Here is a 23,479-nt window from a genome sequence, read left to right on the forward strand (position 1 = left end):
CCCGCCACGATGGCGGGACGGGCCCTTTTCCGTCACTGCTGCTGGGTCCAGCCCGGCGGGACCTGCCCCGGAGCCGGGGGCTGCTGTCCGGGCTGCGCCTCCTGGCCGGGCTGCGCTTCCTGCGGCGGCGGCGGGGGCGGCTGCTGGGTCCAGCCATGGGGCATGCCGCCCTGGCCGGGCGGGGGCGGCGGCGCCGGCTGCCCGTACGGCGGCTGCTGCGGGTAGCCGTACCCCTGCTGCGGGGGCATCGGCTGCTGCGGCGGGTACGGCTGCTGTCCCTGCTGGGGCGGGTAGCCGCCCTGCTGCTGCGGCATCGGCTGCTGGGGCGGGTAGACGCCCTGAGCCTGCTGCGCGCGGACGAAGTCCTCGGCGACCAGCGACGCCAGGTGGAAGTACGCCTCCCTGGTCTTCGGCCGCATCATGTCGAGGTCGACCTCGGCGCCCGCGGCGAGGTGCTCGTCGAAGGGCACCACGACGACGCCGCGGCAGCGGGTCTCGAAGTGCGCGACGATGTCGTCCACCTTGATCATCTTGCCGGTCTCGCGCACCCCCGAGATCACGGTGAGGCTGCGCTGCACGAGGTCGGCGTACCCGTGCGCGGCGAGCCAGTCCAGGGTCGTGCTGGCACTGCTGGCACCGTCGACCGACGGGGTGGAGATGATGATCAGCTGGTCGGCCAGGTCGAGCACGCCGCGCATGGCGCTGTAGAGCAGGCCGGTGCCGGAGTCGGTCAGGATGATCGGGTACTGCTGGCCGAGCAGGGCCACCGCGCGGCGGTAGTCCTCGTCGTTGAAGGTGGTGGAGACGGCCGGGTCCACGTCGTTGGCGATGATCTCCAGACCGGAGGGCGCCTGCGAGGTGAAACGCCGGATGTCCATGTAACTGTTGAGCTGCGGCAGCGCCTGGACCAGGTCGCGGATCGTCGCCCCGGTCTCCCGGCGCACCCGGCGGCCGAGGGTGCCGGCGTCCGGGTTGGCGTCGATGGCGAGGATCTTGTCCTGGCGCTCGGACGCGAGCGTGGAACCCAGCGCGGTGGTGGTCGTCGTCTTGCCGACGCCGCCCTTGAGGCTGATCACCGCGATCCGGTAGCAGGACAGCACCGGGGTGCGGATCAGGTCCAGCTTGCGCTGGCGCTCCTGCTCCTCCTTCTTGGCGCCGATCTTGAAGCGCGAGGGCTGGTTGTTGTTCTTGCGCGCCTTCGGCTGCTGCCGCAGCAGCCGGTCCGAGGACAGCTCCACGGCCGCGTTGTAGCCGAGCGGCGCGCCGTGCATCACGCGCTGCTGCTGCTCCTGGCCGGGACCCGGGCCGCCCCAGCCGGCCGCCGTGCGCGGGTCCACGGGCGGGGTGGGCTGCTGTTGCGGTTGCTGCTGCTGCGGCGGGGCCGGCGGCTGCGGGTGGGGCTGGGAGTGCGGCTGCGGTTGCGGCTGTACGGGCGGCTGGGGCTGGGCGTACGGGCCGGGCACCTGCTGCGGGTAGCCGTAACCGTGCGGCGGCGGAGGGGGGTTGGTGCCGTCGGCGTACGGCGGCATCGGCTGCTGCCCCTGCTGCGGGAACGGGCCCGGAGCGGGCGCGGGAGCCGGCGGCTGCTGCGGGCCGGGCTGCCCGTACGGCGGCACGGGCGGCTGCGGCTGGGGCTGGACCGGCGGCTGCTGCGGGCCCGGCCCCTGCTGCGGATAGCCGTACCCCTGCTGCGCGTACGGCGGTTGGGGCTGCGGCTGGGGAGGCTGCTGCGCGTTGGGGTCGCCCCACGGCGCGCCCTGGTTCGGCTGCGGGTAGCCGTAGCCGTGCGGCGGCGGGACCGGCTGGGGGTAGCCGTAGCCGTACGGCGGCTGCGGCGCGGGCGCGTTGGGGTCGCCCCAGGGCGCGCCCTGGTGGGGCGGTTGCGGGTACCCGTACCCCTGCTGCGGCGCCTCCTGCGGGGCGGCCGGCTGGTACTCCGGGGGCAGCGGCGGCACTTGGGACTGCGGCGCCGGGGCGGGCGGCGCGGTGACGGGCGGCTGGGCCTGCGCCTGCTGCTCGGGGGCGGCCGGGGAATGCGCCTCGGGCGTCTGCGCCGGGTGGGGCGCCGGTTCCGGCTCCGCGGGGGCGGGCGATGCCTCGGCGGCGACGGGTGCGGGTTCCTGTGCGGGACGCGGTTCGGCCGGCTGCGGTTCCTCGGGCCGGGCGGGCCCGGGGTCGGCGAAGACCGCCGCCGCCGCCGCCGCGGCCTCACGGGCTGCGTCGGGGAGCACGGGCGCGGGCTGCGGTTGCGCCGGCGCCGGAGTAGGCGGTTCCTCCTCCGCGGCCGGGGCCACCGTGGGGGCGGGCGCGGCCGGTTGCTCGGCCTGCGGTTGCTGCGGCTGCTGCGACGGGGGCTGCTGCGGTGCCGCCGCCTCGGGGGCGGCCGCCGTCGTGGGCGCCACCGGCCCGCCGACCGGCGGACCCACGGGCGGCCCGAGCGGCGGGTTCACCGGAGCGGCGACCGGCGGCCCGACCGGCGGCCCGACGGGCGGCGGCGGGCTGACCGCCGGACCCGGACCCGGACCCGGACCGGGGGCGGGGGCGGGCGCCGGCGGCGTGGCGGGACCTCCGCCGGCCTGCTGCGTGTACCAGGACGGCGGCGCGTAGTCGATCTGGAACTCGCCCGTGAGGTCCGCGTCGGACTGATCCCCGTCCGGGACGGCCCCGCCCGTGCGGATGTCGTCCTGATCGCTGCTCACTGTGCCTCCTGGTCAACTGATGTACGCGTCCCACCCGTCGGGGCGGACGCGTTTCCCCCGTCTCGGAGTTCCCGCGGCGCAGCCGCCACGGCTCACCGGAAGAGCCTAATCACCCGGCCCGCGGGTAGGGCAAGCGCCGTGGGCATCACGACGGGCACGCCGGCGTGATGCCCTGTTTGCCCCGCACGGGGGCCGCACCGCCGACGAGTTGACGCGACCGCTGCGGATCCCGGGACCCCTGTGCCCCATGCCCCGTGCCGCGGCCCGGAAACCGCCGCGGCACCAGAGCGGCCGGAACACCCCCGAGGGGGCCGCGCGGATCAGTCCACGCGCCGGGCCGGGCCGAGGAGGCCGGACTCCGCGTCGGTGGGCTGCGTCATCACGAACTGCCGGTGCCTGCGCGTGCACCACATGGTCACGTTGTCGCCGAGCGTCGGCAGCGCCGTCACGTCGGCCTCCGACAGACCCATGACCCGGCCGATGACCTCGGCCTCCTGCGGCGAGACCCGCTGCAGCCCCACCACGTCGGCGCCGGCGAGCAACCGCGGCGCCGTGGGCCCGAGGTACGGCAGCAGGGTCATGACCGACTGCCAGGACTGCGCCGCCACCCGGCTGCGCGGCGGACGGGCGCCGCAGTCCCGGACGATGACGACGGGGCTGTGCACCGACGGGCCCTGCGGGGCGATCCGCCCCACCTCGTGCACGGTCACGCACTGCTGGCCGCCGCCGGCCGCCTGCGCCATCGGCGCCCACGACTGGGGACGGGCGGTCTCCACCGCCACCCGCGCACCGGTCGCGGCGGCGCGCAGCGACAGCACCTGCGCCAGCCACATGCTGCCGACCAGCACCACGTCGAGGCGGGCGGGGCGGCTCAACGCCAGCACGGCGGGCTGGTTGGACGCGTCGATCCCGATGACGACTCCGTCGTCACCGATCGGCAGGGACAGCCCGGCGAGCTGAGCGGGTGCCAGGGTGTGCCGGTCGCGGCGCGGCCCGAGCAGTCCGAACGCGGCGCGCAGCGTGCGCCGTCCGGCGCCGGCGAGGGAGGAGCCGCGCGGGTCGGAGCCCTGCGGCAGGTGGGAGGGGCGCGGTTCGGTGCCGCCGGGGAAGCCGGAGCCGGCACCCGGGCGCCGGCCGTCGAAGGCGGGAACGGTCGGAGCCGGCATCAGCGGGTACCTCCCAGGGGCAGCGTGGCGAGGATGCCGGGCACCTGCTCGCGGTCGAGCCGCAGCAGGCCCAGCCGGGACGCGGTCGCACGGCGCTCCAACTGGTGCCTGGCCTCTACCAGTTCGTTCTCACTGCGGCCGGTCAGCCGCACGTACCCCGACAGCAGCGCCGAACGACTGCCGCCCGGCGCGAGGACCAGCGAGAAGGTGCTGGCCAGCGCGGGCGAGGAGGTCAGCAGGCCGACGAGGTCGGGCAGCGCGGTGGCTCCGGAGCCCAGGTGCGGCCAGCGGCTGACCCAGTACGTGGTGTGCCAGCGGTCGTCGCAGCGCCACGCCCGTGCGCTCTCCGAGGTACGGCGCGCCTGGCGGCTGCCGTCGAGGGCCGCACCGCCGGTGGTGGCGAGCGGGTTCACGCAACTCGACGTCGCCACGGCGGCGATGATCTCGGGCTCGGTCAGCACCCGGGCCTCGAGCCCGGTGCCCACCAGCCGGCTCACCAGGTGGTCGGCGGCCCGCAGCAGGGCGCGCCGCGCGCCGGCCATGCCGCCGCCGCGTGCCTGCACCGCCTCCCGGCACAGTTCGGGGTCGAGCTTGATCGCGATCCAGGTCAGCCGCAGCCCCGGCGTCTGGCTCTGTGCCTGGAGCGGCGCGTAGGAGCGTGCGGCCACCGCCTGCGGGGGCAGGTGCGGGGCGGGGGCGGGCTGGGTGTGCTGGACGACCTGCACCGACGCGAGCCGGATGTCGTCCACCGTCAGCAGGTCGTTCAGCAGGTCCAGGGGGAGCGAGCGGATGCCGCGGGCCGGGCGCAGCGGCTCGTCGACCGCCTGCACCTGGACGACGGCCGTCAGGAAGGTGCCGTCGCCGACCATGCCGATCTCGCGCTGCTCGCGCTCGTCGGTGTAGCCGTAGGTGCGCAGCGCCGGGTCGCACTCCACGACCGGCACGAAGCCGGGGTCGGTGCCCTGCGGGACGGCGACGGCGTTGCGCCGCTGACGGGTCTTCAGCGCGCGTCCGGTGGCCATCCACTCCGGCATCGGGCGGCCGCGCCGCCGCAGCAGCCCGAACAGTACGAGCGGCACGGCCACGGCCGCGGCCACCACGGGCCCCGCCACCTTGTGGATCAGCCAGCCGCCCAGCAGCAGTGCGAGCGCCAGCTCGATCAGCACGAGCTGCTGCACCCGCACGGGGCCTATGCTCCCGGGTCTGCGGGTCATCGCCGGCGCCGCGGCCCCGGTCCGCGCCGCGGAGGCGCCGCCGCGGCCGTCCCCGGGTGGTCCTGCGTGCTGTTGCGATGGCTCGTCGCCCGGACTGCGCCGGGACCTGGTCGCCGTGGTCATCCCCCGTACAACCCTTCTGCTTCTGCCGGTACTTGTGCCGCGTGGCCGGCGTGCCGCGCCGTCCAGCGCTCGCTCGCGTCCGCTCGCCGGCCGGCGCGGGACGCTCCGGGTGCCGCTGGCGGGTCGATCGCGCCACCCCGTACCGTACGGTGCGATCGTCACACGGCATAGTAGGGGTCCCCCTCGCCACAGCCGTCACCACAGCGGGCCGACGTGACCGGGGAACGCCACAACAAAGCAGCGACATACGGGGAGTTGACGCAGCAATGGCGACACGTAGGGATGAGCTGAACGCCTACTCGTTCGCGCGCAGGCGCACGGTGGCCGCGTTCCTCCAGCCCTCCCCGCACGGTTCGGAGGAGGCCGCGCCGCGTCCGCTGAAGACCGTCGCCCCGAGCCTCGTGGTGGGCCTGCTGGTCGTCGTCGGCTTCGGATTCTGGGGCATATTGAAGCCCGCCGCCCCCAAGGGGTGGGACACGCCGGCCCAGAAGGTCATCGTCGGCGACGCGTCCACCACCCGTTACGTCGTCCTGAAGACCAACGGGGAGCCCCAGTTGCACCCCGTGCTCAACCTCGCCTCCGCCCGGCTCCTGCTCGACCCGGAGAAGTTCGAGGTCCTCAAGGTCAAGGAGTCGGTGCTCGACAACAGCGGGATGACGCTGGGCACCACCATCGGCATCCCCTACGCCCCGGACCGGCTGCCCAGCCAGGACGACGCGGGCAGGACCAAGACGTGGGCGCTGTGCGAGACCCCGGGCGGCGGTACGGACCGCTCCGCGCAGCGGGCGGTGCTCGTCATCAACCAGCAGAAGCCCAAGGAGGCGGCCCTCGTCGGGGGCGGCAACCGGCTCCGTGACGACGAGGCCATGTACATCGAGGTGCCCGGTGGCGCGCAGTACCTGGTGACGGACCGGGGCTTCACCTACCTGCTCGGCGGTCCCGACTGGAAGCAGCACCCGGAACTGGTCAACACCCTGCGCCAGGTCATCTTCGGCGCCTCCGCCCAGCCGCAGAAGGTCGACTCCGACTTCCTGTCGACCCTCAACAACGTGCCGGGCGCGGCCATCTCCTTCCCGCCGGTCGACGGGATGGGCGAGCCGTCCACCGCCCCGGGACTGAGCCCCGAGCACGCCAAGGTCGGCCTGGTGCTGAGGGCCAACGACGACCAGTACGTGGTGCAGCGGGACCGGGTCGTGCGCGTCACCGACTTCATGGCGAAGCTGCTGCTGAACAGCACCCAGGCGAGGTCGCTCTACAGCGGGTCGCCGGAGGCGGTCTCCGTCAACGTGGGCGAGGTGACCTCGGCCCGGGCGAGCGAGACGTTCATGGACGGGCTGGGCTGGCCGGAGAAGTCGGTCACGCAGGCCAACACCCAGGACGAGAAGGACGGCCGCAGGGTCGCCTGCAGCGTGTACGGCGGCGTCGACGACAAGTTGACCAAGAAGCCGGCGATGACCATGTGGGCCGGGAAGAAGTTCCCCCGGGACGTGGCGCAGAGCGGTACGAACACCTACGTCTCGCCGGGTAGCGGACTCTTCTACAAGGCGTACGACGGCACCGACAAGCGCATCGGGTCCATCTTCCTGGTCACCGACACGGGCCTGCGCTACTCGGTGCCGACGACCGGCGACAGCGACAGCGGCGGCGCGGCGAAGCAGGACGACGAGGTCGGCGTCGTGCAGACCAAACTCGGTTACGCGAAGAACTCCCCGGTGCCGGTGCCGCGGATCTGGTCGGATCTCCTCGCGAGCGGGCCGACGCTCGACGTCGATGCGGCAAAGCAGGCACAGGGCTCCTGAACTGGCATTTCCGCTGGGCTCCACGGGAATTGATTGAGTATTTGACAAACCATTGGCCAAACCATCAACTCCCGTGGGACGGTGAGGGTTTGGTGATGAAGGTCAGGATCCCGATACGGAACCGGGTACCTGTTCGCCTTGTCACTGCTATTGGCTAGAGTTGAAGACCGGCGACATCTTCCGATGTTCGTCGAATCCGATCTTCTACGTCTCATGGGGGACGCGACACATGGCTGGACAGCAGTTCACCATGACCGAGGAGGAGATGGTTGCTTTCAGCAACCGCATCTCCACGGTCAACTCCTCGATCCAGGGCGAGATCCGCCGCCTCCAGACCGTGATCGACACGATCACCTCCGGGTGGAAGGGCTCCGCCGCCACGGCGTACAACAACCTGCAGTCGCAGGTGAACGAGGACGCCAACAAGATCAACCAGATCCTGGGCGACATCAAGGAAGCCGTGGACGCGAGCACCAAGAACTACTCCGCCTCCGAGGAGGAGCAGCGCGCGTCCATCCAGAGCATCTCGGCGCAGGGCGGCAACCCGTTCGGATGACCGTCCCTGCACGGTGACCTGACGCCGTGCCGGCCGGATCACGGTTCCGAATCCAACATCTGAGGAGACATCACATGTCCGGGCAGATCCTGGTCAACTTCCAGACCATCTCCCAGGCCGCGACCGACGTGCGTACGACGGCCAACAACATCAAGCGCCAGCTGGACGACCTCGAGTCCGGCGTGAAGAAGATCGCGACCACGTGGGAGGGCTCCGCGCAGGAGGCCTACCGCGCCAAGCAGACCGAGTGGGACCAGCGTGCCGCGTCCATGCACCAGACGCTGGAGGCCATCGCCCGTGCCCTCGACACGGCCGCGCAGAACTACCAGGACACCGAGAACAAGAACCGGCAGATCTGGGGCTGACTGCGCGCCTGGCCGCGTAGTTCGTGATGAGGGCGGGCGTGTACGGACGACGTACGTGCTCGCCCTCGTCGGCGGTTTGACCACGAACCGCACACAACGGGAGGACGGAACACCAGTGGGATCGCACGCCGTGAGGCGCACCGCCACCGCCGCCGCAGCAGCGGCGTTCGCCGCCTTCGGCCTGCCGGCCTCCGGCGTCGCCCCGGTGCCGGCCGTCGGTGACGTCCGCACGGTCCTCGCCGACGACGTCGACAACGAGCGCTTCCAGATCGACGACACCCAGTGCTCGTTCCCCTCCGACGTGATCGAGGGCACGCCCTGGTCGCTGCAGCGAATCGTCCTGGACCAGCTGTGGAAGGACACCCAGGGCCTCGGGGTGAACGTCGCCGTGATCGACACCGGCGTCGACAAGAACAACCGGCAGCTCGCCCCCGCGATCAAGTTCGGCGGCGGGGAGGACCTGATCGAGCCGGGCAAGAAGAAGGACGGCACCAGGAACGACGGCACCAAGGACCTGGTCGGCCACGGCACCAAGGTCGCCGGCATCATCGCCGCCCGGCCCTTCAAGGACACCGGCTTCGTCGGCATCGCCCCGCGCGCGTCGATCCTCGCGATCCGCCAGAACGACAACCAGGGCGGCGGCACGGTCCGGACCATGGTCGACGCGATCCGGCACGCCGTGGACAAGGGCGCCCAGGTCATCAACATCTCGCAGGACACCGCCACGGCGATGCCGCCCGACTCCGCGCTGGAGCAGGCCGTCAAGTACGCCCAGCGCCACGACGTGCTGATCGTCGCCTCGGCCGGCAACGACGGCGCGAGCGGCCAGGTCAAGCTGACCTACCCCGCCTCCTACGACGGCGTCCTCGCGGTGGGCGCCTCCGACCGCGACAACGCCCGCGCCAACTTCTCGCAGCCCGGTCCCTTCGTCGGCGTCGCGGCCCCCGGGGTCGACATGGTCTCCACCGTCCCCGCCGGCGGCCACTGCATCGACCAGGGCACCAGCTTCTCCGCGCCGTACGTCTCCGGTGTGGCCGCCCTGATCCGGGCCAAGCACCCCGACTGGACGTACCGTCAGGTCATCACCCAGATCGAGCAGACCGCGGACCGCGGCAAGCCCGGCCGCGACGACTTCGTCGGATGGGGCGTCATCGACCCGGTGGCCGCCGTCAATGACGACGCCACCACCCCGGAGGACGCCCCGAGGCCGGACCCCGTCGTCGACGCCGGAGCCCACGAGAAGATCGAGGCGGCCACCGTCATCCTCGGTGAGAGCCCCCAGGAACGTACCGAGCGCTACGCCGTGTACACGGTCGGCGGCGCCGTCGGCGGTGTCGCGCTGCTGGTCGGCGGCGGCGTGGTGCTGGGCGACTGGCGTCGCAAGCGAGGGATCAACACATGAGTAGGAACGGGGAAGCGACACGATGAGTGACCAGTACAAGGTCGATCTGAGTGAGCTCGAGGACACGATCACCAAGCTCAACGGCGTGCTCAGCAGCATGGGCAGCGCGAAGTCGACCGCCGTGAACCAGACATTTCTGCCGCCGGGTGCACTGGGGATCGACTTCGTCGAGGCCAAGGAGCTCACCGAGGCCCACGACGGCATGAAGCTCTACCTCGAGGACATCATCAAAGCCGTGCACGAGGTCATGGACCAGTTCGGGAAGAACACGAAGAAGGCGCACGGCCATTACTCGAATGCCGAGTACGACACCCAGACCGGCATGTCCGGCGGCTGAGCGGTGCGGGTCCCGATGAACGAATTGCTGATCCATGAGGGGGTTGTGGAGCATGGGTGACGGACTGTCCTACGAGTACCGCGAAGCGGAGAAGATGTGCTTCGCCGGAGAGGTGAAGACGCCCTTCGCCACAGGCAAGAACATGGACGAGATGAAGGCCATGCTCGCCAACGCCAACCCGGACACGGTGGAGGGTGTGGCCCAGGCCTGGGGACGTGTCCACGACATGCTCGTGAAGGGCGACGGCAGCGTCAGGGCGGTCTTCGACAAGGCCGTCGACCACGTCCTCCAGCACTGGGAGGGGTCTGCCGCGGAGGGCTTCGCGGCGAAGGCGAAGAAGATCAGCACGCAGATCGACAACACGGCGACCTACGCCCACTACACCTCCACCGCCATACAGAGCGCCGCGAACGTGCTGCGGCCCGTCAAGGCGGATGTCGACAGCATGGAGAAGCCGAGCAGGCTGTCGAGCATGGGTGACGCGCTCACCGACGGGTTCGACCGCAGCGAGGACTGGCAGAAGGACATCCGGGAGAACCGGGGTGCTCAGAACGCCTTGGACAACAACGAGGGCAGTCTGTCGGCGGGCAAGGAAGCCCAGCTGCAGATGGCGGCCAGGATGGAGACCCTGGCCCTCACCTACTCGGCGCAGTCCAAGACCATGGGCGAATGGCGTCGGCGGATCGACGATCCGGAGGATTACCCCCCGGCGCCCATTGGTCAGCCCCCGGTTCCCGTCGTCGTTCCCACCACGCCGTCCCGCACGGTCGACCGCCCGAAGACGACCACGTCCCGGAACAGCGTGACGGGGAGCACCGGAGGGACGGTCAAGCCCTCCTCGAACGTGAAGTCCCCGCGTGACACGGGCATCACCGGCGGCGTCCCCAAGCCGGCCACCAGCACGAAGCCTCAGGTCGGTACGGCGATCGACGGGATAGCCACTCCTCCCGGCACGTCGACGGGCATCGGCGGAGGTACGGCCGGAGCCGGTGGTGGCGTGGGAGCCGGAGGCGCGGTCGGCGGCGGCGCCGGCGGTGCGGGCGGTTTGGCCGGCGGCCTCCCCGGCGGCGTGGCCGGTGCCGGGCTCGGCGCACGTGGTGGCGCCGGTGCCCGCGGTGGGTCCTCCGGCACCGGTGGGCGCGCCGGAGCAGCGGGTCGCGGCGGCATGCCGGGCGCCGGTGGCGCCGGTGCCGGTGCCGGCGGCAGGGGTGGCGCGGCGGCCGGCCGCGGCGGCAGCCTCGCACGTCGTGGCGGCGGTGTCGTCGGTGCCGCGAAGGGCACCGGTTCGGGCACCCGCGGCACACCGGGCGGTTCGGGTCTGCACAAGAGCCGCGGCGCGGCGGGCGCCGGCGGCGGCAGCGGCACGGGCAGGGGCGCGAACCGCATGATGGGCCGCGGCCAGACCGACCGTGGGGAAGAGGAAGAGCGGCGCGAGGGCGAGCGTCCCGACTACCTGGTCGAGGACGAGGAGACCTGGACGCCCGAGCAGAACAACGCTCCGCGGGTCATCGAATAACCGTTCGTCCAGTAGCTGGATGTAGAAAGTGGGGGGCGTGGCCATGCCGCGGCCCCCACTGCCCGAGGAAGGACACCGATGAGCTTCACACGAACGCTGCGCGTGGTCAGCGGAGCCGTACTCGCCGGCGCCCTGGTTCTGACCGCCGCGCCCGTGGCCGCCGCGGATCAGGTGAGAGACGACCAGTGGCCGCTCAAGGCGTTCGATGCCGAAGCCATCTGGAAGATCTCCACCGGCAAGGGCGTCACCGTCGCCGTCATCGACGAGGGTGTCGACTCCGAGCACGTGGACCTCAAGGGCAACGTGGTGCAGGGCAAGGACTTCATCGACGGTGACGCGTCGTCGCTGCCGGAGGGCGAAGACGCGCACGGCACCGCGATGGCATCCATCATCGCCGGTCACGGACACGGTCCCGGGAATGGCAGCGGGGTGATGGGTCTGGCCCCCGGCGCCCGCATCCTTTCGATCCGCGACACCGGCGACGCCGAGGAGGGTTTCGGGCCGTCCATCCGCTACGCCGTCGACCACGGGGCCTCCGTCATCAACATCTCCCAGCAGATCTCCACGCAGTCGACCGCGGAAGAGGAGGCGGTCGCCTACGCGCTGCAGAAGGACGTCCTGGTCGTGGTGGGTACCGGGAACGACGGCGGCGGGCGGGAGGCATGGAAGTATCCCGCGAGAGATCCCGGTGTGCTGACGGTCGGCGCGGTGCAGAACTCCGGGGAGGTCTGGGAAGACTCCAACCACGGTGAGGGACTCCTGCTGACCGCACCGGGGACGCACATCGTGTCCGCCGGCGGCGGGGACGATTCCTTCCCGTATCGATCCGCCAACGGCACCTCGGACGCCACCGCCTTCACTTCCGCCGCCGCCGCGCTTCTGCGGGCCAAGTTCCCCGACCTGACCGTCGGGCAGCTCGTCAACCGCCTGACGAAGACCGCGGGGCTCCCCGCGTCCGCAAAGGGCACCGCGCTTCCCGACGACCACTACGGCTACGGCTTCATCCAGCCGCTCGCCGCACTCCAGCGGGACGTCCCCGCGGGCGCGAAGTACGGCCCGCTCGCCGTTCCCGAGTCGCTCAAGGAAGGCGCCCCGGGGGCGACGGAGTCCAAGGGGAACCCCACCGCGAGCGATGACGCGGCGTCCTCGTCCTCGTCGTCCTCCGGCAACGGCCTGGTCCTCGCGGTTGCCGGACTCGTCGCGCTGGTCGTCCTCGCACTCCTCGTTCTGCTGATCGTCAGGATCGCGCGCCGGGGCAGGCGCAACGGCGGGGGACCGGGCGGGCCGGGTGCGCCCGGCGGGCCTGCCGGGTGGGGTGGCGGCGGGCAGCCGCAGTACGGCCAGCCGCCGCACCAGCCGCAGTACCAGCAGGGCGGCGACCCGTACCAGCAGCAGGCGCAGGCGCCGGGGCGGTGGCCGAACCAGTAGCCGGGGCCCGAGCGGGGGCGGACCTCAGGCCGGCCGTCGTCAGGGCCGTGCGGCCCGGACGACGGCCGCGCTCCTGGTCCCGGCCGCCGTCGGGAAGCCTCAGGAAGGCTTCGCCGGGCTGCCGCACCCGTGGCGGGCGGCCGACTGCTCGGCGAAGTGCCGCAGATCGGCCCGCTCCGGCCCGGTGAGCGGGTGCGCCCCGAAGTCCCGGCTGCTCCCGTCGACCGCGTACACCGCGAAGTAGCCGATGCCCAGCGCCCCGGGGCAGGTGGCCGAGGTCCACACCGAGGTGCGGTCGGCGCCCGCGGGCTTGTCGTGCCCGCCGTAGGGGCCGTTCGCGACGGCGCGGGAGTTGTCGTTGAAGGGGCCGTACGCGGCCGACAGTTGCAGACGCCCGCCGAGCACGCACTCCTCCACCGGCGCGGCCGCGGCGGGCGTCTCGCGTACCTCCGTCGCGGAGGTCAGCCCCTTACAGGTGCCCTTGGCCCCGGCGGCCGGCCCGGTCGTGGCGGCGGCCTGCGGGGCCGTCAGCGCGTCCGTGCTCCCCGGCTTCGTCGCGCACCCGGTGTTCTCCGCGGCGCGCTGCGCGGTCGCGGTCACGGTACGGGCGAGGGCCAGGCGCACGTCCTCGGTGACTTCGGTGCCGGTGGGGGACGTGGCCGCCACGAGGATCCCGCCGCCCTCGTCGGGCGCCCAGTTCTCGCAGCTGAGCACCACGGAGGCGGTGGCATCGTCGTCCTCGGTGACCATGAAGCCCTGCCAGCCCCCGTCGAGGGGGACGGGCAGGGTGTGCTCCTCGCTCTGGAAGGTGTAGGCGCCGTACGCGTTGAGGGCGCCCGCCGTCGTCTCGACGGACACCTTGACCCCGCCCACCTCGCAGCGCACGGCGAGCCCGTCGGGTTCCTTCACGTCGTCGGAGACGTCGAACCGCCGGCTGTCGGCGTCGAAGCCCGAGCCGAGCAGGCTCAGCCGTGATTTCCCTGCGAGGTCCAGCACCGGGTCGACCGGCAGCATCCCGCCGCACGCCCGGGCCGCCTTCGCCGCCGGGTACTGCAGTTGGAACCCGTAGTACCCCGCGCCGAGCGCGGCGAGCACCACTGCCGAGACGACCAGCCGTCGCCCGCCGTTCTTCCGGAGCCACGTCCGGTTGTCCCACTTCATGAGCCGCATTCCCTGTGTCGCGTGTCCGAGGCCGGTCCCGTGCTTGCGCCCGGGGTCAGCCCTGCCCGGTTCCCCTCGTGTCCTGGCCGTAGCCGTCCAGGTTGCTGTCGGCGGAGTGGAATCCCACCTCGACCTCGTTGGCGAGGATGTTCTGGTAGTCGGCGACGTGGCCCTGTCCCTGGGCCTCCGCCGAGTTCCGGTAGGCGTCCTGGAGCACGGCGGCGGTGGAGTACTTCGCGTCCTCCCAGTCGCCGCCGCTGGAGTACACCGCGTTGCCCATGGTGTCGCGCTCGGCACCGCTGACGATCCGGTTGATCAGGTCCCCGGTGACGGTGGTCGCGACGCCGCCGACACCCGCGCCGACGGCCGGAGTGGCGATGAAGGACGTGCCGACACCGATGCCGGTGCCCACGATCCCCGACGCGTAGCCGCCCGCGCGTCCCATGGCGTCGTTGTAGGCCTTGTCCGCCTCCGCGGCGTCGCCGATGTCGGACTCGCGCCTGCCGATCGCGATGCCGCCCTGGACCTCGCCCGACGACCTGGCGATCTCCCGCAGCGCGGTGTCCGTGGACCCCTCGAAGGCATCGGGGTGTTGCAGGTGGTGGTCGATGAGGTTCGAGGTGTACGCGCTCTCGGCGACGTTGACCGCGGCGTAGCCGTCCGGGTCCTTCCCGACGGTCATCAGGAAGCGGGAGGTGTCCTGTTCGCTGAGGTCCGCCGCGGCGCCCGCGATCGGATAGAACTGGTCCCTGTTCCCCGAACGGTCGTTCGTCAGGGACTGGTGGATGTCCGGCATGTACTCCCCGGCCATCCGTCCGAGGCTGTCCTGCATCCCGTCGTGCGCGAGCTCCGAGTCCTGGGACACGGAGTGGACCACCTCGTGCATCAGGCGGGCCTGCTTCTCGTTGTGCGCCGGGGTGTCCGCCGAGGGGCCGGTGTCGTACGCGTGCCCGGTGGTCGCGGACTCCAGCGCGTGACCGAGGTTGTTGTAGCCGCTGCGGTTCTGGGGGTCCCCGGTGAAGGCCGCGCCGTCGGGCCAGTGGCGGTCCTTCATCAGGTAGTCGAGGTGGTCGACCTTCTCGCCGTTGACCTCCGACTCCGAGGAGAGGAACGCGGTGGAGGCAGCCGGGTTGTGGCCCAGGGCTTCCATGAAGCCGGTCATGGGGTCCAGTGCGCCGATGTTGGCGGGCCCCAGGGAGCGGGTCATGTTGCCGGTCCAGTAGGCATCCGGGTTCTGGCCGCCGTTCGTGCCGTTCTTCTCGGCGGTGAGGAGGTCGTTCCCGTAGGCCTGGAGGAAGTCGGTGTCCCACGTGCCGTGGCTCATCAGACTGCTGGTGAGCTGGTACCCGCTGAGGCCGTAGGGGGTCTCGGTGGGGTTGGCGTCGAAGTCGCGGTGACCGGCTTCCAGCAGGTCCTCCTGGAACTTCGTGACGGCGGGGTCGCGTTGGCCGGCGCGGTCGTCGGACGTGGTGGCGGTACCGATGGTGGTGCCCAGGTTCTGCTGGATGTCCTTGAGCCGGGCCAGTTCGCTCTTCGACAAGTGCGTCCCCGCGGGCGGGGTGACGATCTCGTTGTACTTGTCCAGCATGTTCTCGGCGCCGGTCTTCACCGCGAACTGCCGTGCGAACTCCGGGTCGTTCCTGTTCGCCGCGAGGAGCCGGTCGAGCTTGGTGAGCTCGGCGTCGGTCAACCGCCCCTTCTTCGTCATCAGCGCGGACGCCTGGTCGGCCTCCACCGCGTCGAGGCTGGTGTAGACGCTGGTGTTGAACGACCGGCTGTCTGCGTTGGCGTCGCGTCCGAGGGCGGCGCTCGCGGCCTCGTCGGCGGCGGTGGCCTGTTCGAGGACCTGCCTCAGGCGGGACGAGAGCGAGTCCAGCTTGCCCTTGCGCTCGGTCGCGAAGCCCGGGGACGCGGAGGCGGTAGGGCTGTCCCATCGGGAGTCGACGTCCTTGATCGCGCCGTCCTCGGAGACGCGGAAGCTGTCGCGGCGGGCCTCGTCGAGCAGGGTGTGCAACTGCTTCTGGTACCTGGCGAACTCGGTGTGGGCGTCCTGGAGCAGCTTGGCGACGCGGCCGGCCTCGGTGGCGGCGTTCTCGTACTCCGTGCGGGCCCTGCCCATGGTGGCGAAGGCCGCGGTCGCGGCGTCGCCCTCCCAGTGGCCCTTGAGGTGGTTGATCACGCGCTGCTCGAACTCGCGCTGCAACGCCTCGTACTTGGCGGGAAGCGCGCCCCACGAGGCGGCGGCGTCGGCCAGCGGGCCGAGGTCGGCCTTGTCGAGGTAGGGGATGGACACCATGTCTGCGTCAGCTCCTGTCCGTCCCTGCGGACGGGTGTGGGTTGTGGCCCCGGACGTACGACGTCCGCCGGGCGCCGTCCCGGGCGACCCGGGTCCGGTGCGGGATCCAGTGCCGGGCTCAGCCGAAGGGGGTTCGGATGGAGGCCTGGCGGGCCTGTTCCTCCTGCTCGGCGCGGGTGTAGTGGCCGGTGCTGGCGTGGAGCCTGTCGCTGATGTCCTGGAGCATGAGCTTGAGGTTGACGACCTGGTCGCCCCAGCGGACGTCCAGGCCGACCAGGGAGCCCGCGGTGGCCCAGGAGCCGGCCTCGGGCGGGCCGGGGGCGGTGTGCCTGTTGAGGCCCGTGACGGCGCCGAGGGTGTCCTCGTCGGCCGTGTTGTCGACGTTCTCGGTGTCGCCGCGCAGTTCGACCAGGGCGTTGGCCGCCCCGTCCAGCCGCTGCGTGTCGACCTTCGTCGTTCCGGCGGACGTCCCGCCGCCCGGGTCCGCGGGCACGGAGTTCAGCCGCGTCCGCGCGGCCGCGCCGCCCTGTGAACCTTCGAAGGGAGTGCTCATCCCCGTTGTCCCATCCCCGTTGACTGCGATTCCGGCACGTCCGCGGTGCGTGCGGCCCCCGGCTCCGGTACCGCCGATCGCCTAAGCGAGGACATGCCAACAGCATCCGAACCTACCGGATCACGCAAGGGGCGGGCCCGTCACGCACGTAGAGATCCTGGGCGGAGCCCCCGGCGGGGGTGAAGCGCCACGTGGGGAGCGGTAGCCTCGGTGGGTCGGCTGAAACCACCGCCCCTGGCGCTGAGGCACGGCGGGCGGTCCACGCGGGGGACACACATTGGGTGACCACTTCAAGGTCGAGGTCCAGGACCTCGACCGGCTGCTGAAGCAGTTGCACGACAGCCAGGACGACATGCGCAAGGCGCTGAACGCGCTGAAGGACGTGGGTCCGAAGAGCACCGGCAGCGAGGCGCTGGACAACGCCTGCGACGAGTTCCACGACAGCTGGGACAACGCGATCGGGAAGATCGCCGACGGCACCGCGCAGATCGAGGAGAAGCTCAAGGCCACCAAGGACAACTACGAGGCCACGGAGCAGGCGATCCGCGACGCCATGACGCAGGGCGCCGCGCCGAAGCCCACCCCGTCCCCGACCCCCGAGGCACGGCCCACGGCGGGTGCGCGATGACGGCGACGGACTACCCCTCCATAGGCTTCGACCCCGCGCCGGGGAAGGTGGAGAGCGTCGAGGACCTCAACTCCAAGCTGTCGCGGGCCGCGACGGGCCTGGACAACGCCTACACCACGCTCACCGGGATCACCAAGGGCGGCAAGACCTGGGAGGGCGAGGCGGCGAGTGCCTTCGCCGAGAAGGTCGGCGACCTGCCGCGCTACGTCGGCGACAGCCGGGACGCCCTGCGCGAGGCCTCGCTCCAGCTGTCCTCGTGGCGGACGAAACTGGCGGAGTACCAGCAGAAGGCCCGCGACTACGAGGCCCAGGCCAAGGCCGCCAAGGAGCGCGAGAAGTCCGGGCAGGGCGCCTACGACCGCGCGACCTCCTCCTACAACCAGGCGGCGGCCGACCCGGCGCTGCGCCTGGCCGGCCAGTACTACGCCACACCGGGCGAACTCGCCGACGCCCAGGCGAGGATCGACGCGGCCTCGAACCGGCTGAACCAGGCGGGCAAGGACCTCGACCTCGCGGGGAAGCAACTGGAGAAGGCGCAGCAGGAGCTCGAGGACATCATCAAGCGGGCCGAGGAACTGCTGGAGCACCACCAGTCCGACGCCCGGGGCGTCGCGGACCGCTTGCGCAAGGCCAACGACAAGGCGCCGGACGCCGGTTTCTTCGAGGGGCTGGCGGACTTCTTCACCAAGATCGGCCACGACATCCAGAACTGGTGCGTGAAGCACGCCGATCTGCTGAAGAAGGTCGGGGACATCCTCAGCGCCGTCTCCGGCGCGCTGGCCGTCGCCTCACTGCTGACGATGTGGTGCCCGCCGCTGTCCGGCGCGCTCGCCCTGGCCGGCGGCGTCACGGCGCTCGGCGCGCTGGGCGCGCACGGCGCAGCCAAGCTCGGCGGCGCGGACGTGAGCTGGACGAGCCTGGGCATGGACGCGCTCGCGGCCGTCCCGGGCGGCAAGTTCCTCGCCATCGGGGCGACCGGGAAGATCGGCAAGGCCTTCAACGCGGTGAAGGCGGACGCCGCCATCACCGGCGGCCTGAAGTTCACCCTCACCGGCAAGCTGCCCGTCCAGGGCGCGGCGAAGCTGGCGAACATCATGAAGGAGAGCAGCGCGCTCTCCTTCGCCAGGACGCCGCTGAGCAAGGTCGCGAGCACCCTCGACAACCTGCCCATGCGCCCGCAGGAGTGGTGGTACCGGGGTTCGTGGACGGGCATCACCGGCAGTGGTACCGGCCTGAAGATCCCGGGCCTGTTCAGTGACGAACCCCCCGCAGCAGGAGCCTGATCGATGACGGAGACGACGACGGACACCGGCGCGGAGGAGAGCGCACCGGCGTTCGTGCAGTGGCGGATCCCGCAGGAGTTCCGCTCCCTCGGGCTGGAGTTGGAGCCCGCGGAACGCGATCGGTACCTCGACGCGATGGCCGCCGACATCTGGGCCGCGGGAACCGGCTACCAGCGCGAGACCGTGGCGTACTGGTACAAGCGGATCGCCGAGGCGGCGGCCGAGGACGGCACGCTCGAAGCGGCCTTCTGCCTGCTGCGCACGGCGGACGACCGGGTGACGACGGCGACGCTGTCGGTCATCGCGGAGCCGATCGAGCGCACCCCGGACGTCCGGACGGTGGTGGCCGGCCTAGTGGAGGCCCTGTCCGACGACCCGGTCAACGAGGTCCTGGAGGTCAACACCTCGGGCGGACCCGGGGTACTCGTCCTGTCCGGGCTGCAGATGACCGCGCGGGGCGGGGAGGACGGCACGGGTGGTTCCGTCACCCTCGACCTCGCCCAGGCGAGTGCCTACCTTCCGTGCCTTCCGGTCTCCCAGCTGGTCGTACTGACGCTCACCACACCGATGGTCCAGGACTTCCCCGACTACGTCGGCGTCCTGGCCGCCGTGGCGGACAGCGTCGAGGTGAGCATGGGAACCCGCCCGCCGGCCGTGCCCCGGCAGGATTCCGCCGGCGGCCATCCGAGCACGCTCAGCGTGCGCGACGTGTTTGGGTGATGCCATGTCGACTCCTCTACTGCCACACGACCGTCCCACCGTCCGGCGCAGGAGCAGGACGGGACTGCTGCTGCAGTTCGTCCTGCAGTGGTTCTGGCTCCCGGTCTGGGCCGCCCTCGCGGCGGCACTCGGGGTGCTGGCGGCCCTGGCGTCGGCCGGGCTCAACCCTCCCCTGAAGTGGCTCAACCCCTGGCTCGGCGTGCTCACCTGGCCGCGCCTGCGGATCGAGTGGGCCTGGGACGCCGCCGCCTGGGAGGCCTACGCCACCGAGAAGATCCACGGCCGCATCGACCGGGCCGAAGGACACCCGGCGGCGTACAAGTCCGGGACCGCGGCGGACGGCGGCCTCGAGCTCGCCGTCACCGTCCCCGCCCGGCTGTTCCGCGGTGTCGGCCAGGAGCGCGCCAAGGCGATGGCCGGCGCGCGCGGCTGGTCGGCCGAGGCGAGGAGTACCGGGCGGGAACAGTGGAGCCCCGGTGCCCTGCGGCTGACCAGGACCGTCGGCCCCGCCTCGTGAGCGTGCTCGCCGCGTGCCCACCGGGGCCGGCGGTGATGCGCGGGGGCGGTTCACCCCCTGCCGCGACCTCGCCGGGCGGGAGCTGCTGGGTCCTGTCGTACGGCGGTCGACCGTGGTCGGTCCCGACGGCGGGGAACCGGGCGAACCGCGCACGCCGCTGAAGTGGCACGGCGGGTCGGCGCGGTACATGGTCAGCACCGGCCGCCCGTCCGCACGGCTCGCCTGCGCCCGGGCGGCCGTCCACCAGACGCACGGGTCGTCGTGAGGGGTGGCCGGGGACGCGCCGCGTCCCCGTCCACCCCTCACGCGGGTTCACCCCGGCAGGTAGCCCACCAGCAGGTCCGCCAGCCCGCCCGGGTCGGCGAGCGCCACCAGGTGCCCGCCCGGAACCACGTCGGCCTCGACGCCGAGCCGTTCCCGGGCCACGCGCCGCTGGAAGGCCGCGGGGAACAGCCGGTCGTCGCGGCCCACGACGACGCGGGTCGGCACGTCCGGCCAGGCGGACAGCGGGAAGGGCACGCCGAACGGGGTGTCCGACTGCGGGGTGCCCTGGGCGAGGCCCTCCTCCGCCAACGGCCCCGGCAGGTCGTGGAAGAAGGTCACCAGGGGGTCGAACTCCCCGTCCACCGGACGCCCCTCGGCGAGGTCCAGGGCGCGCCGGGCCTCCGGCTGGCCCGTGGCGGCCCACCACTCCCCGGCGGTCTCGCCGGGAGCCGGGACCATCGCGTTGACCAGGACGAGCAGCACCAGCCGGTCGCCGAGCCGTTCGCAGGCGAGGGGCGCGCTGAAGCCCGCCATCGACTGCGCGACGAGCACCAGCGGCGCCCGGTCGCCCGCGGCGGCGACCACCGAGTCCGCGTACTCCCGCAGCCCCGCGCCGTCGTCCCCCGTCGGGAGGTCCACCGCGACCGCGGCGTGGCCGCGGCGGCGCAGTTCGGGCACGAGCAGGTGCCAGTACCAGGTGCCGCCGCCCGCGCCGGGGACGAGGACGAAGGTCGTCGCCGTCACGTCCGCGGTCCCTGCCGTCAGGACTTCGCCAGGACGGAGGTGAAGCTGTCCAGGATGTGGTTGGCGCCGGCCTCGGCCGTGGCGCAGTACTCCTCGGGGACGCCGGGCTGGCGGTAGACGACCTCGGTCCGCTCACCGCGGTCGGTGAAGGTCGCGTCCATGACGACCTCGGGCTCTCCGGGGACCTCCATCGTCCACACCAGCCGCTTGTGGAGTTCCACCTCGCGGTACACCCCGCTCAGCGGCATCTCGCCCTGCGGCGTGGTGACGGTGGCGCGCCAGGCGCCGCCGGGACGGACGTCGCTGGCGACGGTGGGCAGCGGGGCCCCGAACCACTGGGCGAAGTACTCCGGCTCGGTCCACACCTTCCACACCTTGGCGAGCGGCGCGTCGAATACCCGGGTAATGGTGATGTCGTCCATGGTGCTGCCTCTCTGGTCGGGCCGGGCCACGGCGGAACGGCTCCGGTGGTAGGACCGGGCGGGCCGGCGGAACTCATCGGTGGCGGTGTCGGACCCGGGTGGTGTGATGGTCAGGAGCGACGAGGGGAGCGGTGGATGGACACGCAGGTACGGATCGAGCCGTGGTCGGAGGGCGACCTCGAACTGCTCCGCCGGGCGAACGCGCCCGCGATGATGCGCCACCTCGGCGGCCCCGAGACCGAGGAGCAGCTGCTCGTCCGGCACGAGCGGTACCTGGCGAGCGGCGGCGAGGCAGGCGGCGGGATGTTCAGCATCGTCCTGCTGCCCGAGGGGGTACCGGCCGGGAGCATCGGCTACTGGGAGAAGTCCTGGCGGGGCGGGACGGTGTACGAGACGGGCTGGGGCGTCCTGCCCGAGTTCCAGGGGCGCGGTGTCGCCGCGGCCGCCGGGGCGGCCGTCATCGCGCGGGCGGCCGCGGAGAAGGGCCCGCGCTTCCTGCACGCCTTCCCCAAGGTCGACAATGACGCCTCGAACGCGATCTGCCGCAAGCTCGGCTTCACGCTGGTGGAGGAGTGCGACTTCGAGTACCCGCCGGGGAACCCCATCCGCTGCAACGACTGGCGCCTGGAGCTGTACGCCCCCTGACGCCGTGCGGCGGGCGGCGCCGGACGAGTCCGCCCTCGAAGACGGCGTCCGCGGCGGCGGTGCGGGTGACGGTCACGCGGTGGCAGGCCCGTCCGCGCCCCGGGGCTGGCACACTCGACGCATGCTGACCCTCGGGACGATCGTGCTCGGAGTGACGGACGTGCGGCGCGCGGCGGCCTTCTGGGGCGCCGCCCTCGGCTACGTGCCCCGCGACGGCCAGGTGCGGGCGGCGGACGACTGGGCGGTGCTGGTGCCCGCGGCGGGTGCGTCCGGACCGGGCATCGCGCTCGGCGTCAGTGCCACCCCGGTGCAGGAGCACCCCCGGGTCCACCTCGACCTGTACGCGGACGACGCCGCCGAACAGGCGGCCGAGGTGGAACGCCTGGTCGCGCTGGGCGCCGTGCGGGTCGACTGGGACCGCTACCCGCCGGACCCGGACTTCGTCGTCCTCGCCGACACCGAGGGCAACCGCTTCTGCGTCATCGACACGAGCCACGGCTGACGGCCCGGCCCGGTTCCCTCACAGCGGCTCCGGCCCGACCTGCGGCGGCTCCACGAAGAAGCTGTCGTGACGGAGCAGGAACTCCCGGAACGCCGCACCCCCGCGCCGCGCCATCTCGCCGGCCCTCTCGACGTACTCCTCCCGGGGCGCTCCGGGGGCGAAGAGCAGCAGCATCGAGGCCGGTTCGTCGGAGTCGTTCTGGAACGCGTGCAGGCCCCCGGCCGGCACGTGGAGGAAGTCCCCGGGGCGGGCGGTGATCCAGCGCTCCCCGTCGAAGAGCTGCACGGCCCCGGAGAGGACGAAGAAGGACTCCGAGATCGACCGGTGGAAGTGCGTGCTGGGACCGGGGGAGCCGGGGCCCATGTCGATCCGGTACAGGCCGAAGGCGCCGTCCGTCGACGTGTGCGTGGCGAGGTAGTGGGTGCGGGTCCCCGAGGGCGCGACCACGTCCGCGGCGGTTCCGGCGGCACGGAAGAGCGCGCTGACCTCGCCTTGTTCTCCGAGGTAGCGGGGCTCGGGGTAGGACATGGGCGCTCGTCGCCTCCTTCGGCATCGGTCAGACAGACCGTGCCACACCGGATCGGGCGACCCCGGCCAGCGCGCCCGGGACCGTGGTCGTGGCGTCCCCCTGATGGCACGATGGCATGGACACACGCGTCACGACACTCTCGACCGGGGGAACGGAGCCGATGAGCAAGGAGATCAGCGACGCGGACCTGATGGACGTCGCCGACGATCCCGCACAGGCCCGCCGACTGCACAAGGCGCTCAGGACACTCGCCGACAACCCGGACGTCGACGCCGCCCTCAAGGAGACGGCGCGCCAGGTGCTCTCCGGCCGTGTCGGCGGGCGCGAGGCGCTGCTGTCCGGCGCCTACCTCGGCGCGATCGGCGACCGCATGGCCGAGCTGAAGCGCGCCGACGAGCGGATGTCGCCCGAGGAGCGCGCGGCGCAGGAGGAGCGCGCCCGGCGCTGGTTCGAGCAGCGGGCCGGCGAGGAGGCGGCGGAGGCGGCGGACGAAGCCCGCGAGGACGAGGCGTCCCGCGGCGACCGCCCGGCCGCCGTGCGGCGCGATCCCCGGGACGTACCACCCGCCTACCGGCCGCCGTCCCCGCGGGACTGAACGCCGGCACACGGG

At 72.4% G+C, this 23,479-nt stretch carries 23 protein-coding genes; 14 read left to right on the top strand and 9 right to left on the bottom strand.

Annotated elements, in window-relative coordinates; all coding sequences use genetic code 11:
- Positions 1-32 precede the first annotated feature (32 nt).
- From ABZ479_RS35250 to eccE, 3 genes are all read right to left on the bottom strand, one after another.
- Entirely contained in the window at positions 33-2,699 is a 2,667-nt protein-coding gene (locus ABZ479_RS35250; protein WP_500465362.1) for an SCO5717 family growth-regulating ATPase, read from the bottom strand.
- A 320-nt stretch (positions 2,700-3,019) separates the two neighbouring features.
- The gene (locus tag ABZ479_RS35255) at positions 3,020-3,865 is read right to left on the bottom strand and encodes a hypothetical protein (protein ID WP_500465363.1); all 846 of its coding nucleotides are present in this window, start codon (positions 3,863-3,865) and stop codon (positions 3,020-3,022) included.
- A complete protein-coding gene (eccE, locus tag ABZ479_RS35260) occupies positions 3,865-5,202 on the bottom strand; it encodes a type VII secretion protein EccE (protein WP_500465364.1) in 1,338 nt (445 codons plus the stop codon). The genes ABZ479_RS35255 and eccE overlap by 1 nt, the downstream gene beginning before the upstream one ends.
- Positions 5,203-5,468: 266 nt before the next feature.
- Here eccE and eccB point away from each other — a divergent pair, with 266 nt between their 5' ends.
- The 7 genes from eccB to ABZ479_RS35295 all read left to right on the top strand — a co-directional run bounded on the left by eccB (position 5,469) and on the right by ABZ479_RS35295 (position 12,605).
- Positions 5,469-7,001 (top strand): type VII secretion protein EccB, encoded by a 1,533-nt coding sequence (eccB, locus tag ABZ479_RS35265; RefSeq protein WP_500465365.1) that lies wholly within the window; start codon positions 5,469-5,471, stop codon positions 6,999-7,001.
- 229 nt (positions 7,002-7,230) lie between these two features.
- Complete coding sequence (locus ABZ479_RS35270) at positions 7,231-7,557, top strand: WXG100 family type VII secretion target (RefSeq protein ID WP_499602075.1); 327 nt, start codon at positions 7,231-7,233, stop codon at positions 7,555-7,557.
- A 74-nt stretch (positions 7,558-7,631) separates the two neighbouring features.
- Positions 7,632-7,922, top strand: coding sequence for a WXG100 family type VII secretion target (locus ABZ479_RS35275; protein WP_499602074.1), 291 nt, complete (start codon positions 7,632-7,634; stop codon positions 7,920-7,922).
- 130 nt (positions 7,923-8,052) lie between these two features.
- Entirely contained in the window at positions 8,053-9,324 is a 1,272-nt protein-coding gene (gene mycP / locus ABZ479_RS35280; RefSeq protein WP_500465366.1) for a type VII secretion-associated serine protease mycosin, read from the top strand.
- Between the two features lie 22 nt (positions 9,325-9,346).
- A complete protein-coding gene (locus ABZ479_RS35285) occupies positions 9,347-9,661 on the top strand; it encodes a hypothetical protein (RefSeq protein ID WP_499602070.1) in 315 nt (104 codons plus the stop codon).
- A 52-nt stretch (positions 9,662-9,713) separates the two neighbouring features.
- Positions 9,714-11,177: a hypothetical protein gene (locus ABZ479_RS35290; protein WP_500465367.1), complete on the top strand. Its 1,464-nt coding sequence runs from the start codon at positions 9,714-9,716 to the stop codon at positions 11,175-11,177.
- 78 nt (positions 11,178-11,255) lie between these two features.
- Positions 11,256-12,605 (top strand): S8 family serine peptidase, encoded by a 1,350-nt coding sequence (locus tag ABZ479_RS35295; RefSeq protein WP_500465368.1) that lies wholly within the window; start codon positions 11,256-11,258, stop codon positions 12,603-12,605.
- A 99-nt stretch (positions 12,606-12,704) separates the two neighbouring features.
- Here ABZ479_RS35295 and ABZ479_RS35300 read toward each other — a convergent pair whose 3' ends face one another.
- From ABZ479_RS35300 to ABZ479_RS35310, 3 genes are all read right to left on the bottom strand, one after another.
- The gene (locus ABZ479_RS35300) at positions 12,705-13,766 is read right to left on the bottom strand and encodes a hypothetical protein (protein WP_500465369.1); all 1,062 of its coding nucleotides are present in this window, start codon (positions 13,764-13,766) and stop codon (positions 12,705-12,707) included.
- Positions 13,767-13,821: 55 nt separating this feature from the next.
- A complete protein-coding gene (locus tag ABZ479_RS35305) occupies positions 13,822-16,062 on the bottom strand; it encodes a hypothetical protein (protein ID WP_500465370.1) in 2,241 nt (746 codons plus the stop codon).
- A 118-nt stretch (positions 16,063-16,180) separates the two neighbouring features.
- Positions 16,181-16,615, bottom strand: a complete 435-nt coding sequence (locus ABZ479_RS35310; RefSeq protein ID WP_500465371.1) for a hypothetical protein — start codon at positions 16,613-16,615, stop codon at positions 16,181-16,183.
- A 277-nt stretch (positions 16,616-16,892) separates the two neighbouring features.
- On the opposite strand from ABZ479_RS35310, the gene ABZ479_RS35315 reads away from it, so the two are divergent.
- Genes ABZ479_RS35315 through ABZ479_RS35330 form a run of 4 tightly spaced genes read left to right on the top strand, consistent with a single transcriptional unit; the run spans position 16,893 to position 19,763 of the window.
- Positions 16,893-17,243: a DUF6317 family protein gene (locus ABZ479_RS35315; protein ID WP_499602058.1), complete on the top strand. Its 351-nt coding sequence runs from the start codon at positions 16,893-16,895 to the stop codon at positions 17,241-17,243.
- Positions 17,240-18,526, top strand: coding sequence for a putative T7SS-secreted protein (locus ABZ479_RS35320; protein WP_499602056.1), 1,287 nt, complete (start codon positions 17,240-17,242; stop codon positions 18,524-18,526). The genes ABZ479_RS35315 and ABZ479_RS35320 overlap by 4 nt, the downstream gene beginning before the upstream one ends.
- A gap of 3 nt (positions 18,527-18,529) precedes the next feature.
- Positions 18,530-19,246, top strand: a complete 717-nt coding sequence (locus ABZ479_RS35325) for a hypothetical protein (protein ID WP_500465372.1) — start codon at positions 18,530-18,532, stop codon at positions 19,244-19,246.
- A gap of 4 nt (positions 19,247-19,250) precedes the next feature.
- Positions 19,251-19,763 (top strand): hypothetical protein, encoded by a 513-nt coding sequence (locus tag ABZ479_RS35330; protein WP_500465373.1) that lies wholly within the window; start codon positions 19,251-19,253, stop codon positions 19,761-19,763.
- Between the two features lie 312 nt (positions 19,764-20,075).
- Here the strand turns inward: ABZ479_RS35330 and ABZ479_RS35335 are convergent, their stop codons facing one another.
- Together ABZ479_RS35335 and ABZ479_RS35340 are read right to left on the bottom strand one after the other, a co-directional pair.
- Positions 20,076-20,771, bottom strand: coding sequence for an alpha/beta fold hydrolase (locus ABZ479_RS35335; protein WP_500465374.1), 696 nt, complete (start codon positions 20,769-20,771; stop codon positions 20,076-20,078).
- A gap of 17 nt (positions 20,772-20,788) precedes the next feature.
- Positions 20,789-21,193 (bottom strand): SRPBCC family protein, encoded by a 405-nt coding sequence (locus ABZ479_RS35340; RefSeq protein WP_499602048.1) that lies wholly within the window; start codon positions 21,191-21,193, stop codon positions 20,789-20,791.
- Between the two features lie 135 nt (positions 21,194-21,328).
- Here ABZ479_RS35340 and ABZ479_RS35345 point away from each other — a divergent pair, with 135 nt between their 5' ends.
- Both ABZ479_RS35345 and ABZ479_RS35350 read left to right on the top strand, forming a co-directional pair.
- Positions 21,329-21,838 carry a GNAT family N-acetyltransferase gene (locus ABZ479_RS35345; protein WP_500465375.1) on the top strand — a complete coding sequence of 170 codons (510 nt, stop codon included), beginning with the start codon at positions 21,329-21,331 and terminating at the stop codon, positions 21,836-21,838.
- 121 nt (positions 21,839-21,959) lie between these two features.
- Positions 21,960-22,340, top strand: a complete 381-nt coding sequence (locus ABZ479_RS35350; protein ID WP_500465376.1) for a VOC family protein — start codon at positions 21,960-21,962, stop codon at positions 22,338-22,340.
- A gap of 18 nt (positions 22,341-22,358) precedes the next feature.
- Here the strand turns inward: ABZ479_RS35350 and ABZ479_RS35355 are convergent, their stop codons facing one another.
- On the bottom strand, positions 22,359-22,868 hold the full coding sequence (locus ABZ479_RS35355; protein ID WP_500465377.1) for a cupin domain-containing protein: 510 nt from the start codon (positions 22,866-22,868) through the stop codon (positions 22,359-22,361).
- Between the two features lie 161 nt (positions 22,869-23,029).
- On the opposite strand from ABZ479_RS35355, the gene ABZ479_RS35360 reads away from it, so the two are divergent.
- On the top strand, positions 23,030-23,464 hold the full coding sequence (locus tag ABZ479_RS35360; protein WP_500465378.1) for a hypothetical protein: 435 nt from the start codon (positions 23,030-23,032) through the stop codon (positions 23,462-23,464).
- The last annotated feature ends 15 nt before the right edge of the window (positions 23,465-23,479 follow it).

Source organism: Streptomyces sp. NPDC005722, assembly GCF_040630935.1.
In the GTDB taxonomy this organism is placed as follows: domain Bacteria; phylum Actinomycetota; class Actinomycetes; order Streptomycetales; family Streptomycetaceae; genus Actinacidiphila.

Bases quoted from the DNA above. Each gene is read 5' to 3' on its own strand.
- ABZ479_RS35300 (WP_500465369.1), bottom strand. From the start codon at position 13,766: ATGAAGTGGGACAACCGGACGTGGCTCCGGAAGAACGGCGGGCGACGG.
- eccE (WP_500465364.1), bottom strand. From the start codon at position 5,202: ATGACCACGGCGACCAGGTCCCGGCGCAGTCCGGGCGACGAGCCATCG.
- ABZ479_RS35330 (WP_500465373.1), top strand. From the start codon at position 19,251: ATGTCGACTCCTCTACTGCCACACGACCGTCCCACCGTCCGGCGCAGG.
- eccB (WP_500465365.1), top strand. From the start codon at position 5,469: ATGGCGACACGTAGGGATGAGCTGAACGCCTACTCGTTCGCGCGCAGG.
- ABZ479_RS35350 (WP_500465376.1), top strand. From the start codon at position 21,960: ATGCTGACCCTCGGGACGATCGTGCTCGGAGTGACGGACGTGCGGCGC.
- ABZ479_RS35270 (WP_499602075.1), top strand. From the start codon at position 7,231: ATGGCTGGACAGCAGTTCACCATGACCGAGGAGGAGATGGTTGCTTTC.
- ABZ479_RS35310 (WP_500465371.1), bottom strand. From the start codon at position 16,615: ATGAGCACTCCCTTCGAAGGTTCACAGGGCGGCGCGGCCGCGCGGACG.
- ABZ479_RS35360 (WP_500465378.1), top strand. From the start codon at position 23,030: ATGAGCAAGGAGATCAGCGACGCGGACCTGATGGACGTCGCCGACGAT.
- ABZ479_RS35340 (WP_499602048.1), bottom strand. From the start codon at position 21,193: ATGGACGACATCACCATTACCCGGGTATTCGACGCGCCGCTCGCCAAG.
- ABZ479_RS35290 (WP_500465367.1), top strand. From the start codon at position 9,714: ATGGGTGACGGACTGTCCTACGAGTACCGCGAAGCGGAGAAGATGTGC.
- ABZ479_RS35275 (WP_499602074.1), top strand. From the start codon at position 7,632: ATGTCCGGGCAGATCCTGGTCAACTTCCAGACCATCTCCCAGGCCGCG.
- ABZ479_RS35305 (WP_500465370.1), bottom strand. From the start codon at position 16,062: ATGGTGTCCATCCCCTACCTCGACAAGGCCGACCTCGGCCCGCTGGCC.
- ABZ479_RS35355 (WP_500465377.1), bottom strand. From the start codon at position 22,868: ATGTCCTACCCCGAGCCCCGCTACCTCGGAGAACAAGGCGAGGTCAGC.
- ABZ479_RS35285 (WP_499602070.1), top strand. From the start codon at position 9,347: ATGAGTGACCAGTACAAGGTCGATCTGAGTGAGCTCGAGGACACGATC.
- ABZ479_RS35325 (WP_500465372.1), top strand. From the start codon at position 18,530: ATGACGGAGACGACGACGGACACCGGCGCGGAGGAGAGCGCACCGGCG.
- ABZ479_RS35345 (WP_500465375.1), top strand. From the start codon at position 21,329: ATGGACACGCAGGTACGGATCGAGCCGTGGTCGGAGGGCGACCTCGAA.
- ABZ479_RS35320 (WP_499602056.1), top strand. From the start codon at position 17,240: ATGACGGCGACGGACTACCCCTCCATAGGCTTCGACCCCGCGCCGGGG.
- ABZ479_RS35295 (WP_500465368.1), top strand. From the start codon at position 11,256: ATGAGCTTCACACGAACGCTGCGCGTGGTCAGCGGAGCCGTACTCGCC.
- ABZ479_RS35255 (WP_500465363.1), bottom strand. From the start codon at position 3,865: ATGCCGGCTCCGACCGTTCCCGCCTTCGACGGCCGGCGCCCGGGTGCC.